General features: G+C 62.0%; 10 protein-coding genes and 1 CRISPR repeat array. Of the genes, 8 read left to right on the top strand and 2 right to left on the bottom strand.

From position 1 onward, the window contains the following. The first annotated feature begins 213 nt into the window (after positions 1-213). The 8 genes from B5V46_RS07715 to cas2e all read left to right on the top strand — a co-directional run bounded on the left by B5V46_RS07715 (position 214) and on the right by cas2e (position 8,399). The gene (locus tag B5V46_RS07715; protein ID WP_080617986.1) at positions 214-2,700 is read left to right on the top strand and encodes a CRISPR-associated helicase/endonuclease Cas3; all 2,487 of its coding nucleotides are present in this window, start codon (positions 214-216) and stop codon (positions 2,698-2,700) included. A gap of 91 nt (positions 2,701-2,791) precedes the next feature. Continuing rightward, positions 2,792-4,252 (top strand): type I-E CRISPR-associated protein Cse1/CasA, encoded by a 1,461-nt coding sequence (casA, locus tag B5V46_RS07720; RefSeq protein WP_080616062.1) that lies wholly within the window; start codon positions 2,792-2,794, stop codon positions 4,250-4,252. Further along, positions 4,249-4,743: a type I-E CRISPR-associated protein Cse2/CasB gene (casB, locus tag B5V46_RS07725; protein ID WP_080616063.1), complete on the top strand. Its 495-nt coding sequence runs from the start codon at positions 4,249-4,251 to the stop codon at positions 4,741-4,743. Before casA ends, casB begins: the two co-directional genes overlap by 4 nt. Next, the gene (gene cas7e, locus B5V46_RS07730) at positions 4,740-5,804 is read left to right on the top strand and encodes a type I-E CRISPR-associated protein Cas7/Cse4/CasC (protein WP_080616064.1); all 1,065 of its coding nucleotides are present in this window, start codon (positions 4,740-4,742) and stop codon (positions 5,802-5,804) included. Before casB ends, cas7e begins: the two co-directional genes overlap by 4 nt. Further along, entirely contained in the window at positions 5,804-6,496 is a 693-nt protein-coding gene (gene cas5e, locus B5V46_RS07735; RefSeq protein ID WP_080616065.1) for a type I-E CRISPR-associated protein Cas5/CasD, read from the top strand. Before cas7e ends, cas5e begins: the two co-directional genes overlap by 1 nt. Beyond that, positions 6,493-7,164 carry a type I-E CRISPR-associated protein Cas6/Cse3/CasE gene (gene cas6e / locus B5V46_RS07740; RefSeq protein ID WP_080616066.1) on the top strand — a complete coding sequence of 224 codons (672 nt, stop codon included), beginning with the start codon at positions 6,493-6,495 and terminating at the stop codon, positions 7,162-7,164. The genes cas5e and cas6e overlap by 4 nt, the downstream gene beginning before the upstream one ends. Continuing rightward, positions 7,161-8,105, top strand: coding sequence for a type I-E CRISPR-associated endonuclease Cas1e (gene cas1e, locus B5V46_RS07745; protein ID WP_080616067.1), 945 nt, complete (start codon positions 7,161-7,163; stop codon positions 8,103-8,105). Before cas6e ends, cas1e begins: the two co-directional genes overlap by 4 nt. A gap of 3 nt (positions 8,106-8,108) precedes the next feature. After that, positions 8,109-8,399 (top strand): type I-E CRISPR-associated endoribonuclease Cas2e, encoded by a 291-nt coding sequence (cas2e, locus tag B5V46_RS07750; RefSeq protein ID WP_042461665.1) that lies wholly within the window; start codon positions 8,109-8,111, stop codon positions 8,397-8,399. Between the two features lie 66 nt (positions 8,400-8,465). Further along, positions 8,466-10,263: a CRISPR direct-repeat array (repeat unit 29 nt; unit sequence CTGTTCCCCGCACACGCGGGGATGAACCG). A gap of 305 nt (positions 10,264-10,568) precedes the next feature. On the opposite strand, the gene B5V46_RS07755 is transcribed toward cas2e, so the two are convergent. Both B5V46_RS07755 and B5V46_RS07760 read right to left on the bottom strand, forming a co-directional pair. Continuing rightward, complete coding sequence (locus B5V46_RS07755) at positions 10,569-12,389, bottom strand: UvrD-helicase domain-containing protein (protein ID WP_080616068.1); 1,821 nt, start codon at positions 12,387-12,389, stop codon at positions 10,569-10,571. An 11-nt stretch (positions 12,390-12,400) separates the two neighbouring features. Continuing rightward, a complete protein-coding gene (locus B5V46_RS07760) occupies positions 12,401-13,945 on the bottom strand; it encodes an ATP-dependent endonuclease (RefSeq protein WP_231119261.1) in 1,545 nt (514 codons plus the stop codon). Positions 13,946-14,903 lie beyond the last annotated feature (958 nt).

Genomic DNA, 14,903 nt, shown 5'->3' on the forward strand with positions numbered 1-14,903 from the left:
GAGCGCGAATATTCGTGTTAAATTCCTCAAATGTTCTTTATTTGTATCCATTTCGCGCCGTGTCATTTGACGCAAACCGCACCGAAACCGCACCGGAGCTTTCCAAAGTAGACGTATGAAAAGAGGCTCGGCACTGTGATTGGGTGGAACGATGGGCAAATATGCACTAATACGCGTCACGAATGATGCGCAGTATATTTTGCGAGGATGATCATGGGCATCCTTGATTGGCCGGGAAAGAGCGCTTCGATAAGCGGTTCGAGGCCACATCCCGCAGCTTATCATATGCTTGACGTGGCTGCGGTTTTTGAACGTATGATCGAACCTTTCGGATTGAACAGTAGACTTCGCGATGCTTTGGTTCTGCTCTCGGCCCTGCATGATCTTGGCAAGATCAGCGACAGTTTTCGGTGCATGCTCGAGAAACGGGCGCCTCAAAGGTTCCGCCACTGGCAATTGACCGAGGTGCTGCTTTACGAATTCGATCCTATTCTGGCCGGGCATCTGGGCGGCACCCCGTGGGTTCGTCAATTACTATATGCATCTGTTTCGGGGCATCATGGTCGCCCGTCCAAGCTCGATCTGGGCGGTCTTGGCTATCCAGGTCGGCGTTCCCGCGACTACCGGCTTGCTCTTGCTGCAATCGGTAGCGCAGAAGTCGATGCCGCCACGACCCTTTCGCGGCTTTGCGAGCTCTGGCCGGACTCTTCACTTGATGAAGTGACGGAAGATCACGCCGTCACATTGTCTTGGTGGTTGCCCGGAATTTGCACCGCTGCCGACTGGGTCGGGTCGAATGCAAGATGGTTCCAGCCCCAGGCGGAGATTACCAGTCTCAAGGAATACCTAGACGGAACGCGCAGAGTCGCAGTCGACGCGGTGCGAGGGGCTGGTCTGTCCGGCGCGCTGACGAGGGACGTGCGGTTGTTCGACTTCGCGTTGCGTCCGATGCAGACCGCCTGTGCCGAGGTTCCGATGATCGAGGGCCCGATGCTGGCTGTGATCGAGGATGAGACCGGCGCCGGGAAGACCGAAGCGGCACTTCTGCTGGCGCAGAGAATGCTGCTGGCGGGCAAGGGGCGGGGAATGTTTGTCGCCCTGCCGACCATGGCAACGGCGGATGCGATGTTTCGGCGTGCGGCAGATGTCGTCGGGAAAATGTTTGGCAAGGACGCGTCGCTCACGCTGGCTCATGGTCGGGCAGGGTTGTCCGTTGCTTTCCGTGACATTGTGAATTCGACTGCCCGTAGCGAAGATGACGCCACTTGCTCGGACTGGCTTGCCGAAAGCCGACGACGGGCATTGCTGGCCGATGTGGGGGTGGGGACCATCGACCAGGCGCTCCTTTCGGTTTTGCCCGTAAAGTTTCAGGCCCTGCGCCATTTCGGGCTGTCTTCGAAGATCCTCATCGTGGATGAGGTGCATGAGTTGGGCGAGCCGTATATCGGTGCCGAGCTGGAGGCTCTTTTGCGTATGCATCGCGCGGTCGGCGGATCTGCGATCTTGCTGACGGCCACGCTTCCAATGGCGCAAAGGGCGCGGCTTCTGTCGATCTATGGAGGCCTCTCGGACAGTCCTGCCTATCCGGCGCTGACGGTCGCGGGAGGTGTCGCTAGGACCGACCTGCCACAAGCGACGGGTCCTAAGGGAGCGGTACAAGTCGTGCGGCTGGCCAATCAAGATGATGCTGTCGCGATTTTGGCCGAACGTGCCGGTCGGGGAAGCGCCTGTGTCTGGGTGCGCAATGCGGTGGACGATGCCATTTCGGCCGTCGAGTTGCTGCGATCGAGAGGCATCGAAGCCCGCTTGATACATGCGCGCTTTGCGCTTTCTGACCGCAAGCGGATCGAGGCTGAGATACTGGCACGGGCTGGCAAGGCGGGCGTCGACCGCTCTGGGTTCGTTCTTGTCGGAACGCAGGTTCTCGAGGCTTCGCTCGATCTCGATTTCGACGTGATGGTATCCGATCTGGCCCCGATGGCCGCATTGGTTCAGCGGGCTGGACGGCTGTGGCGACATATGGATCTCCGGCCTCGGGCTGAGCGCCCGGTTCCAGCCGCGATCTTGCATGTCCTGTCCCCAGATCCCGGGGAAGTCACCAGCGATCGCTGGTTGCAATCCGTTCTCGACCGGGGTGCCTATGTTTATCCTGTCGCCGATCAGTGGCGCACGGCTAAGGTCTTGTTTGACGCGGGGCGGATAGAGGCGCCTTCCGGTCTGCGAACGCTCATCGAGGCGGTGCATGGGAAGGAGCCCATTCCTGCCCCCGATGTTTTGAGCGACGCCGAAACCGCAGCGGATGGGAAGGGGGCTGCAGCTCGCGGACATGCGGCGCAGAATATCGTCGAACTGGAGGCGGGCTATCGCATGGGCGGGCAGGCCAATGACGATGCCATTTATCCGACGCGCCTCGGAGAGGAGCAACGCGTTCTGGTCTTGGCCCGCTGGGAGGATGGCAGGCTTGTTCCATGGTCGGTCGACATGTTCGAAGCTTGGGCGCTGTCCGAGGTCTCGGCGCGCCGCTCTCGCCTCGACGCACTGCCTCTTCCGGATCAGTCCGCTCCGGAGATCATGGCGATCACACGGGATTGGCCGGACTGGAAGCGTGCCGAGCAGCGCTTGTGCCCCGTTGCGGAAGACGGACATATCTGCGCGGGCCTGCGATACGATGAAAGACTTGGGCTGATCTTTGGGAAATAGCCACCAAGGTGGGCATTTAGCCCCATTTACAGGTGACGCGCCGAATGCTTGTCTGTTTCAGACTTCTCTGCAAACGGAGCTAATTTAAAGAGTGCTCAATCTGATCGAAGTCCCCTGGATTCCGGTTCTCTGCGAGGACGGCTCAAGACAGGTTGTTGCTCCCTGGCAAATAGCCGAGCCCGGCATCCTCCGCCCGGACTGGCCTCGTCCCGATTTGAATTTGGCGTGCTATGAGCTTCTGATTGGCTTGGTTTTTCTAGCCGATCCGCCCGCGAACAACGGTGACTGGCAACGGCGCCTTGCGCCTGATCCGGATCGTTTGAAGGAAAAGCTGGCACGCTTTGCGGTGGCCTTCGATCTGTTGGGCGACGGGCCGAGGTTCTTGCAGGATCTGGCCCCTTTGGACGGGACGCCGAACCCGGTCGATATGCTGTTCATCGACAGCGCCGGGGCGAATACGGCGAAGAACAATGCCGATCTTATGGTGCATCGCGACCGCTATGGCATGCTCGATCTGCCGCTGGCCGCCATGGCGCTTTACACTTTTCAGGCGCATGCGCCTTCGGGGGGCGCCGGCAACCGGACGTCGATGCGGGGCGGCGGCCCGTTGGTGACTATGGTCGACCCGGGAGATGGGCTCTGGTCGCTGGTCTGGGCGAATGTGCCCTGCGGCAGGTCTTCCGATCCCGATATCCTGCCCTGGATGAAACCCACCCGCCTGTCTGAGAAGGGCCAGAAGAGCCATCCGCCAGAGGGGCAGGTCTTTTCGGCTGAGGCCTTTTTTGGCATGCCGCGGCGGCTGCGGCTTGTCGGCTCCGGCGCGGGGATCGAGGGCGTCATCCAAAAGCCGTGGGGGGCGCACTACGCGTTGTGGAAGCATCCCTTGAGCCCATATTACCGGCTTAAGGCCGGTGCGGAATGGTTGCCCAAGCACCCGCGTCCCGGTCGGTTCGGCTATCGCAACTGGCTTGGGGTGATCGCGCGCGAGACCGGGAGCGAGAACAGTGAGTTGTCGCTGTCGCTTCGCGATTGGGGGCAGCGCGGGGGAGAGGCCTCGGTGATCGTTGCGGGCTGGGCGATGGACAACATGAAGCCGCGTGACTTTGTCCTGTCGGTTCAGCCCTTTCTCGACCTTCCCATTGCGGCCGAAGACATGCTGGTTGGATTGATCCTTGCCGCCGATGCGGCAGCTGTGGCGCTGCGCGGCGCGCTTGCAGCCGTGTTGTCAGAAGGCGACGCCCGGGAGGCTGCACGAGAGGCATTCTTTGCGGCAACCGAGGGCATGTTCCTCGATCACATTCAGGCAGTGAAAGCCGGGGGAAGCCCTTGCGCCGACTGGCTGAACGACCTGCGCAGGCAAGCCCTGAGCCAGTTCGATGCGCTCGCCATGCCCGGACTTGATCGAAGGGAAAGCGACCGGATCCGGGAGATTGTCGAGGCGCGGAAAACCTTGTCGGGCTGCTTTGCAGGCTACGGAAAGCAGGGGAAGGCTCTCTTCCAGCATCTCGGCATGGAGCCTCCGGTGAGGGGTAATACGAGGAAATCGGCATGAGCGACGATCCGAAATCCCCAGGGGCAATCGCCCGTGGGTGGTGGCGCGCGAATCTTGGCGCCCGCGAGAGCGCCGCCGCACGGGCGCTGGCTGCGCGGCTCCGCCGGGCCGCGCCGATGGCTGCGCTGTGCGAGCCCGCCGTCATGGAACTGGCTAGGGCATTGCATATGGGGCCTGGAAGGGCGGACAGTCTTGTGCGGCTGGTATGCCTGCTGGCAGAGGTGCGCGAAGAGGATGCCGCGACACTTGCCCGACGGCTGGGCGGGAGCGATCCGACAATGTCACCGCTCAGGTTTCAGCGCCTCATGAGGGCGGAATGCGATGAGTTGATCGCGCTCTTGCGGCGTGCTGTCGGCATGGCGGACCGTCGCTGCAACGTTGCTGCTCTGGCGCAGGATCTTCTCTATTGGGAGGAGGCCCGGCCGCGCTGGTGTTTCCATTACTTTGGGGCCGACGCCCCCAGGGACGACCTCAAGGAGAGCGTTAAATGAGCACGTTTCTGCAGTTTCATCTGCTGACGACCTATGGCCCTTCGAACCCGAACCGTGACGATCAGGGACGTCCCAAGCAGGCCATGGTGGGGGGCAGTCCGCGACTGCGGATGTCTTCACAATCCGTCAAGCGTGCCTTGCGCGAGAGCGCGTTCTTCGAGCTCGATCTGCAGGGGAACATGGGCATCCGAACCAAACGGCTCTTTGAAAAGCTTGTCGAGCACTTGGACACGCAAGGTGTTCCGGGTGATGTGGCATCCGAAGCAGCTGCCCAGGTGGCAGAGATATTCGGTAAGCTGGAAGCGCCGAACAAGGCTGATGGAAACCGCGTGGCGTCGACCCTTGCGTTCGTCTCGCCGGAAGAATGGCGTCTGGCCGAGGACCTAGTGGGCAAGATCGTTGCCGGTGAAGATATGCCCAAGGAGAAGGATCTGAAAAAACTGGTCCTGCGCCACGCCGATGGAGCCGTCGATATCGCGATGTTCGGGCGGATGCTGGCTGCCGATGCCGATTTCAACCGCGACGCCGCAGTCCAGGTCGCCCATGCCATAACGACCCATACGGCCCAGGCCGAGGAAGACTGGTTCTCGGCTGTGGATGACCTGAACAAAGCCGAGGATACCGGGGCCGGGCATCTTGGAGAAACGGCGTTCGGGTCGGGCGTCTATTACCAGTATGTTTGCGTGAATGCAGATCTTCTGGTCGAGAATTTGGACGGTGATCGTGACCTTGCTGCGAAGGGCGCCGAGGCCTTGGCGCGTGCGATCGCTCAGACCTCGCCGCGTGGCAAGCAGAACAGTTTTGCCCATCATCCGCGGGCTCATTACGTTTTGGCCGAAAAGGGGACGCAGGCGCCACGGGATCTCTCCGGGGCCTTCTTCTCGCCGATCAGGGAGCAACCGATCCTTGACAACTCGGTGGCGTCGCTGGTCCGGACCCGGGACGACATCGATGCGGCCTATGGGCAGGCATGGGACGCCGATTGCATAATGCATGTTGGGGTCGGCGGAACGCTGGACGAGATCGTCCTGTTTGCGGGTGATGCCGTGCGAGACGCCTGATGCAGCCCTATCTGGTCTTCAGTATCACAGCGTCGCTGGGCGCTATGGGCGAGTTGGCCGGGCATGAGCGGCGCGGTTCCCTGATCTGGCCTGGCCGGTCCGCGATCCTAGGGCTTCTGGGCGCCGCGATGGGGATCGAGCGCGGCGGCGACTTCTCGAAGTTGGACGCGCTCGGTCTGGCCGTTGCCGTGTTCGATACGGGCGCGTCCCTGCGGGACTACCACACCGTGGAAACCGTGCCCTCGGCTGCGGTGAAGCATCCCAATTCCCGCCCCGAGGCGCTTGCTGCGGCGCGGGGGCGTACCAATACGACCATTACCCTACGGGACTATCGTGCCGGGCCACTTTATGGGATCGCTGTCTGGGGGGAGGAACTCGATGCGATTGCTGCCGCCCTGAGGCGCCCCCGTTACACTCTCTATCTCGGCCGAAAGTCCTGCCCCCTCGCGGCTCCCCCCGGGGCAAAGGTCGTCGATGCCGTGTCGGCAGAGGAGGCGCTGACCCATCTGGATCTGCCGCCATGGCGCAGGCTGGATCGTCGTGGCGCACCCGTCGCCGCCAGGCTTCTTGTTTGCGGCTCGGAAGAGGGCGAGATCGTCCACGACATTCCCGGCGACCGGCGACGTCGGCATTTCACGCCCCGCCGCGTCACGGTTCGTAACGTCGAAATCGTTCCCGGAGGCGCTGGATGACCCTCTATCTCAGCCGCATCCGCCTGTCGCGCAGCCCCTCGGCCCAAGCCCTTTCGGGGTTGTTGTCGCCCCCCGTTAGCGGCCCGCGCAGATCGGCCCATCACAAGCTTCTTTGGGCCGCCTTCGCGGACGGCCCCGACCGCCGCCGGGATTTTCTCTGGCGGGAAGATCACGACGGCGGCTTTCTCACGCTCTCGGAACGCCCGCCTCAGCCGATGGATCTGTTTGAGCCGCATCAAGTGAAGGACTTTGCGCCCGCCCTGGCTGCCGGAGCGCTGCTCGACTTTACCTTGCGCGCCAATGCCACGCGGATGAAACGGGGCGGAAAGCGTGTCGACGTGGTGATGGATGCGCTTTACGGACTGCCGAAAGGTACCCGCGCATCTGAGCGCATGGTGGTGGCCGGCCGTGAAGGCAAAGCTTGGCTTGAACGGCAGGGCGAGACCGCCGGGTTTAGGGTGGTCAGAGCGGAAGCTGACGACTACGCGGCCGAGGTGCTGCCGGGCTATCGCGGTCCACGGAAGGGGCAGCCGCAATTCGGGATTGTCGATCTTTCGGGCCGGATTGAAATCGGCGATCCAGCAGCCTTCCTCGGGCAGCTTGCCCGTGGGTTCGGGCGCGCCAAGGCCTTCGGCTGCGGCCTGATGCTGATCCGGCGCGCGTCGTGAGCGAGGGAAACCTCCCGGGCCTCGCGCCGCCGCGGCCCATTGCTCTCAAGGACAGATCCTCGCTAGTGTTCGTTGAACGCGCCCAGCTCGACGTGGCAGACGGCGCTTTTGTTGCCGTCAACGCCGACGGCACGCGGACACAGATCCCTGTTGGCGGGCTGGCGGGGATCATGCTCGAGCCGGGGGCGCGGATCTCTCACGCCGCGGTGGCGCTAGCGGCCCGCGTCGGCACCCTTATCACCTGGATCGGGGAAGGGGGCGTGCGGCTCTATTCCGCCGGGCAACCGGGAGGGGCGCGCTCGGACCGGCTGCTGTGGCAGGCATCCATCGCGCTCGACGATGCCGCAAGGCTGCGGGTGGTCCGAAAGATGTTCGCACTGCGTTTCGGAGAAGATGCACCGTCGCGGCGATCGATCGATCAGTTGCGGGGCATAGAGGGCGTGCGGGTCCGTGAATCCTATACTCTCCTGGCCAGACAATACGGTGTCGACTGGAAGCGCCGATCCTATGACCCGAAGGATTGGGAAGCAGGCGATGTGCCGAACCGTTGTCTGTCTGCGGCGACAGCCTGCCTGCACGGGCTGACCGAGGCGGCGGTGCTGGCCGCAGGTTACGCTCCTGCCATCGGGTTCCTGCATACCGGCAAGCCTCTCTCTTTTGTCTATGACATCGCCGATCTCTACAAACTGGAAACCGTTGTGCCGGAAGCTTTCCGGATCGCGGGGCAGGCGGGGAAGGGCAGACTCGACATGGCGCCGGACCGGGCCGTCCGCCTCGCCTGTCGTGACGCCTTTCGTCGTACCGGCCTGCTAAAGAGGATCATTCCTGCCATCGAGGAGGTTCTCTCGGCCGGAAACCTTCCTCGTCCCGAGCCGCCGCCCGAGGCCGTTTCTCCCGCTTTTCCCGATGCGCCGCCGACGGGCGATGCCGGCCACCGATAGTCTATGTTGGTTGTTGTCGTCTCCAACGCCCCACCGCGCCTTCGGGGCAGGCTGTCTGCCTGGTTGGTCGAGGTGCGCGCAGGGGTTTATGTCGGCGACTATTCGGCCCGGACGCGCGAGATGATCTGGGAACAGGTTCTGGCCGGGCTTGATAAGGGGGATGCCGTCATGGTTTGGAAGGCACCGACCGATCAGGGCTACGATTTCGTGACGGCAGGCCAGAACCGCAGGATGCCGGTGGATTTCGACGGATTGAAATTGGTCAGTTTCTTCCCCGAGCCACCAAGCCGATAGGCGGAAGAGGATGGTAGGCTCTTTGACATCGTGAAAATTTTTTTAGATCAACGGTTTGCAGTAAGACTGTTCCCCGCACACGCGGGGATGAACCGTGTCCATCGTCAGCATCGGCGCCAATGATAACCTGTTCCCCGCACACGCGGGGATGAACCGGCGCAGCTTGGCGAAATCGAGCAGAAGATCGCCTGTTCCCCGCACACGCGGGGATGAACCGACGTGACCGACAAGGTTACCGGCGCGCTGCTGCTGTTCCCCGCACACGCGGGGATGAACCGCTCTGCCAGGGGCCCCAGACAGGATCGCCCTCCTGTTCCCCGCACACGCGGGGATGAACCGTCGGTCAGCCCGCCGATCAGCCAGTTCAGGATCTGTTCCCCGCACACGCGGGGATGAACCGCAATAGATGGCCACATTCGCGCCCGAGGATTTCTGTTCCCCGCACACGCGGGGATGAACCGAAGTTCGTGGAGTTTCACCGGGGCGAGATTGTCTGTTCCCCGCACACGCGGGGATGAACCGAGGCTCATGCGGCACCGCCTGCCCGGGCCTGGCTGTTCCCCGCACACGCGGGGATGAACCGGCCATTGGCAGGTTTGACCGCGTCAATCGGGCCTGTTCCCCGCACACGCGGGGATGAACCGTTCCCCCTCTACTACCTGCCCGAGGACCAGGACTGTTCCCCGCACACGCGGGGATGAACCGAATGACAGACGACCCGCTGGACCGCGTCCGCGCTGTTCCCCGCACACGCGGGGATGAACCGATCCAGCCGGTCACCACGGGGCTGATCCTCTACTGTTCCCCGCACACGCGGGGATGAACCGACAATTTTGACGCGGCGCCTCAACCCACCAGTCTGTTCCCCGCACACGCGGGGATGAACCGGTGAACGAGCACAAGAAGGAGATCACCGACATCTGTTCCCCGCACACGCGGGGATGAACCGCTTGAGGCCAATGGCGTGGCCGATGCGATGATCTGTTCCCCGCACACGCGGGGATGAACCGGTGAAGAAGAAGACGAAGGATCTGGCCGATACCTGTTCCCCGCACACGCGGGGATGAACCGCCGTTGCTAGCCCGCGCTGCCTTCGCCCGGGCCTGTTCCCCGCACACGCGGGGATGAACCGCCGTAAGCCGTGGAGGCCTCGGCCGATAGGGCCTGTTCCCCGCACACGCGGGGATGAACCGGTGAAGACCAAGGATGAGATCACGCTGAACAACTGTTCCCCGCACACGCGGGGATGAACCGACGACCTGGACGATGACACGATCCTGGCGCTGCTGTTCCCTGCACACGCGGGGATGAACCGCTGTCTGCGATGTTCGATTTCGACACGAACCTCTGTTCCCCGCACACGCGGGGATGAACCGACGAAAAGACGGTGGAGAACAGCAGGCGGCTCCTGTTCCCCGCACACGCGGGGATGAACCGGCGCCGCCGGTCGCGCCGGGATCGATGACCCGCTGTTCCCCGCACACGCGGGGATGAACCGATCCCCCGCGCGATGCTGAGGGCCGTCAGCACCTGTTCCCCGCACACGCGGGGATGAACCGTAGTTCCGGTAGCTCTTGCGGCGTCTATTTGGCTGTTCCCCGCACACGCGGGGATGAACCGCTCTGCAATTCATCCTGAAAGCCGCCCTCGCGCTGTTCCCCGCACACGCGGGGATGAACCGCCCTGAAGCGTCACATCCCGCGTGATGTCCCACTGTTCCCCGCACACGCGGGGATGAACCGGGACTGGGTCAGCGGTCATTATGCCTTCCTCGCTGTTCCCCGCACACGCGGGGATGAACCGCAGTCCATTTTGCCTGATGGGTGGTCTTACACCTGTTCCCCGCACACGCGGGGATGAACCGCCTGCGACCTACACCACGGGCAACCTAGCCGGCTGTTCCGTAAGCGTTACAAAGGGCCACCTAATTGGTCTATTCCACGCTCTCCTTAGGCACCTTATATTGGCGTACGCCAATACGGGAGCCCGAGAATCGGTTGTGATCGGCCAAAATGGCCGTCCACGAGCATCGCGCTCTGTGTCCGCTTCGCGCCTCCATGTCGGTCGTTGGAGGGCTGACGGCGATCGCCTAAACGTGGAATCGGAATAAGCCGCGGGTGCGTCGCCACAATCTCTGAGAGTCATGCCTGAGATGACATGAGCCATCTCTCAGCCAGATTTCAGAAGAATGCAGACGTCGTCGTCTGGCGTCATGATCGTGGTGCGCAATTTGGCCCTGGTAACGCTTACACGAAAATTCTGGCGAGCCTGGGAAAGGTCGCCGCCTCCCTTGTTCTCGCGGACGATCCGATCCGGGTTCGCCTTGACCTCCCCGCCGACCCGCACCGGCCATCCTTCGAAGATGATCACTTCGTCGAACTGCTTTCCCTTTGCCTTGTGCATGTTCATCACAACGATGCCCGTCTCGGGGCGCTGCGTGGTGGCGAAATGGTCCTGAACGAACGCCAGCCGTGTGATGTCAAGCGCATCAGCATAGCGACCTCGCTCTCGCCAGTTCTGTTCCAACGTCTTGCGCAGCATATTGCCCCGCTCGAGCAGACGCACGTTGCGGGCGTCGTTCGCAATCGCCCGTAGTCGGGGACACGCTCCATCAGCAAGCTTGGCGCGAATGGCGATCCAGTCCTTGTCAGGATCGCCGAGCATGACAACCTGCTGACTTGCGTAGAGTACGGCGGCGATAGGCTGGATGACGCTGTTCGCGTGTGGTGCGCGTCCCTCGGCGATCCGCTGGTTCCATTTCGCCAGCGCCCTCTCCAGTCTGATCGCATCTCCCAGATCACCCTTGCCTGGGTCAGATCCCCCACGGCCGCGAAGGTACTGGCATATCAGATGGACCAACTGGTCGAGGTCATCCGCACCACACGCTTGCTGGAGTAGTAGCGCAATGACGTCGGCTGCCAAGATCGGTCCTTCCATATCGATCGAGGCGGCATGGGCGATGGCCGGCACGTTGCCGAACGGTTCGCGCAGGATATCGGAAACAATCCGCATCATCCGCTTGGTCGGAACGAGGATTGCCAGCGACCAATCGGGCCGTCCTGTGGCGATCAACCGGGCACGCGCCTGCAAGACCTGTGTGACTAGCGCTGCATAGGCCTGGTTCCGGTTAGACGGAAACCCGCAAAAAGCGATGCCAGCATACTCGGACTTGCTGAAGTTGGCGGTCAGCACCTCGTTGCCGAAGAGCAGAATGTCCGTGCCCTTGCTGCGGTGATTATCCGAGCCGAGCTCGGTGAAGGTCGGAGCGAACGCAACCTTGAAATGGTCAAGGCGGGCGGGATCGGCGCCGATAAACTCGAAAATGCGTTGCTCGGGGTCAGCTAGCGCGATCAAGGAGCAACGGTCGCCAAGCGCCTTTACGACGCGCCACTGACCCGCGCTTGTGTCTTGGAATTCATCGAAGATGATGCAGGGCCAGGTGATGGCAGTGAGCGCTCGCAGTTTGGCCGACCCCTCTAGAAGCCGCCCTACGAGATCGGCGAACAGATCGAAGCAGATTTTCCCCTCAGCAAACGCAAGGCGGTGCCGCTCAGCCTTCTCGCGCGTTCGCTTTTCGGCTAGCTCGGCATCGTCGAGCTTCTTGTCGGCGCCATATTCCCGGCGAATTTCAGCCAAGGCGATCGCCTCGCCAGGCGGCGTGAGGATCGAGATCCTGCGCGGCAGGCCGACCAGATAGCCGTGCGTCTTGAGCAGCCGCCAGAAGAAGCTGTGATAAGTGTCGACCTCGATCCGGCTCCGATCGGCGGGCGAGATGTCCTGTTCCTCGTCGATTGCTTCGAGGACACGGGATACTGTCGCGCGCGCGAAGCTAAGAAAGAGGACACGCTGCCCGGGCTTGAGCGTTTCGCGGGCGATCTTTGCCGCCTTCAGGATCGACACCGTTGTCTTCCCGGAGCCAGGGCCGCCGGTGACCAGCTGATGGCCGGCGACCGCGAGTACGATCTGCTGCTTCGGCGTAAGGTCGACCATGATTCTTACCGCTATAAGCCGGAAAGGACGTCGAAATCGTCGCCGTCACCGCCAGTTTCTGGCCCCGCCGCCGGCGGAGCTGGGGGCGGATCGCACAGCTCGCGCAGCCGTGCGCAGGTCTGGCGAAACCAGAGAGGTATCTCGGCCTCTGAGCACTGGGCGAGGAAGTCGGCGATGCCCCAGTTGCCCTTCGACCACTGAAAATAGTCCATCAGCGCATCTTTCATATTCACGTCAGCGCCCGCATGCTTTGCCGCCAGATGCTGCGGCCAGGCCAGCGACTTCAAGAAGCGGTTCATTGCCTCCGAAGTGGTGTTCTTCAGGACAAGTTCTTCAATGCCTTTTTCTGGATGCATGAACAGGTGTTCGACCTCGGCCTCGATCGCCTGCTGTGCCGCCTCTGTTTGCAGATCACACAGCGCGAACACTCGCTTGCCCAGCCCAGCATAGAGCTTGCCCAGATCTGCAATCTGAGTCTCGGTCTTCGCGTTAACTATAGTAATGCCCAAGGCTTCGATCTGGGTGTAGGCTGTCGGATTGAGATCAGAGAGCCGGCGCGCGACGACTGGCAGAGCTGTTGCTTCGGAATCGCCTTCCGCGATAAGCACCCGGCGCGCCAGCAGCCCTTCGCAAAATTTGGTGCGGAAGTCCTGACGGTAGCGCTTGTGCTTCACGCTGTCGGGTAGGGTAATCGACGACTGGCTGAGCACGCCTTGGTCAGTCCGTGAAAGGATGACGGTCTCGTCAAGACTGAACTCTTCCAGGACATAGGGGGAATGCGAGGTGATGATCGATTGGGCCGCGAGCTTGCGTAACTCATGGACGATCCGCTTCTGCGCATAGGGAGGAATGGCCGTTTCGACCTCCTCCATGGCGAAAATCACATTCTGCTTGTCCTCGGCGATCTGAGAGAGAAGCGCTAGGACGAGCATATTAATGGTGCCCGTCCCCTGCCGATAGAAAGGCGCGGCATGGTCACCATTTCCGGTGGCGATAAAGGCAGTGATCACTTTGCGCAAATGCTCGCGCGTCAGGCTGGAGACGCGAAGCTGCGGCTGGGCACCCCATTCACGGGGAACATATTTCTTGAGCGAGGCATTCACGCTTTCGAGGACCCCGCTGATGCCCATTTCAGGGGCGCCCGCCACGTCCAGGGTGGAAAGTGCTTCGAGTGTGCCCTCCCAAAGTCGAGGGCGGATCTCCTTTAGGCGGAGGATGATGTCGAGCAGGCTGCCATGCTCAAGGCTGAGCGCGCGCGACCCGGTCCTGAGCGAACGGAGAAACAGGAAGCCGCAATGCTGCTTATCGTTCTTGCGGAATGGCGTGGGCGTGTCGTCCTCGGTCAGGCTGCGGGTAAAATAGGTGATGCCGGTGAAGTCGTCCTCGTCGGGATCATATTGACCGATGAAAGTGACGCGCAGCGCCGCGTTGATGGCCGCTGCATCTATGCCGGCGGGGTTCGCTTCTGTGAACAGGGTTCCATCGACCGTGTTGAGCCACTCGATGCTGCCGCCGAAACGGGCGAGTTGTTCCTCCGACAGGTCGGTGATGGTCACCTCGATCTCGATCCGCGGTGGCGCTGCATCCGCCGGTGGGGTGCCCCCGACATTCCCGGGGGCAACATTTCCTTGGTCGGCCGCTTCCACGGCAGGTGGGAGATAGCGTCCCTCGAAGAAATCGTGCTCGTCGACCGGCGGCCGACGGGATATGGGCACCATGCACCGGACCATATGCAGAGCGCGGTCGAGGCCATGGATCGCCGCACTTGAGCTTCAATCCGCACCGAAACCGCACCGAAGGCGAATTCACAAGAGGAGAAGTGAGGCGTAACTATCTGATTTTTCTGGCGCACCCGAGAGGATTCGAACCTCTGGCCTCTGCCTTCGGAGGGCCTGCCGGGGGTGTATGTACATGTATTATTCCCTATACGTTCTTGAAATGATGCCGTTTCCCGCAGTCTCGACCCGTGTAAACGGGACTTCATCAGGACTGCTCATACGTATCTAGGGCATGTGGGCGACCGGCGACGGCAAAGCTCAATCCCTTCCCCAACGCGCGTCTCGTTGGCTATCTCCCTTGCGGGTCCCGAGCTGGAGTTTGGCGATTGCTGCCTAACCCTGCAGAGGATGAACAACCTTCGGAGATTTCACACCTAGCCCCACGGCTGGGACCCCGCCGTATGCCCGATACCGATAACCGCCGCTCACACAGGGCAGGCCGAGGGACCGAACCGTCCAAAGCGGCTGCGCTGCCCCTCCGGGTCGACTGGCGGTCGCGGGTAGGGCGGGAGCAGACCTTCGCTGCGCCCTGGACAACCGGCAGCGAAGTATGCGCGAAGCGGTCTTTGAAAATTGAGGCATTACCCGGGAGGGGCGGATCAGTGTCAGGTGCGACTATTCAGTCGTAAGCAGGATCTCCTCTTGACGCCTAGAGGAAACGAAAGTCCACTGATCACATAGAGTCGACAAGCGAAAAAAGTCGCTAGAGGCATGAACAATGCTAGATCAGATCTCG

The organism is Rhodovulum sp. MB263, assembly GCF_002073975.1.
In the GTDB taxonomy this organism is placed as follows: Bacteria; Pseudomonadota; Alphaproteobacteria; order Rhodobacterales; family Rhodobacteraceae; genus Rhodovulum.

Coding starts and splice junctions, on each gene's coding strand:
- cas6e (WP_080616066.1), top strand. CDS start 6,493: ATGACCCTCTATCTCAGCCGCATCCGCCTGTCGCGCAGCCCCTCGGCC.
- cas2e (WP_042461665.1), top strand. CDS start 8,109: ATGTTGGTTGTTGTCGTCTCCAACGCCCCACCGCGCCTTCGGGGCAGG.
- cas5e (WP_080616065.1), top strand. CDS start 5,804: ATGCAGCCCTATCTGGTCTTCAGTATCACAGCGTCGCTGGGCGCTATG.
- B5V46_RS07715 (WP_080617986.1), top strand. CDS start 214: ATGGGCATCCTTGATTGGCCGGGAAAGAGCGCTTCGATAAGCGGTTCG.
- B5V46_RS07755 (WP_080616068.1), bottom strand. CDS start 12,389: ATGGTCGACCTTACGCCGAAGCAGCAGATCGTACTCGCGGTCGCCGGC.
- casB (WP_080616063.1), top strand. CDS start 4,249: ATGAGCGACGATCCGAAATCCCCAGGGGCAATCGCCCGTGGGTGGTGG.
- cas7e (WP_080616064.1), top strand. CDS start 4,740: ATGAGCACGTTTCTGCAGTTTCATCTGCTGACGACCTATGGCCCTTCG.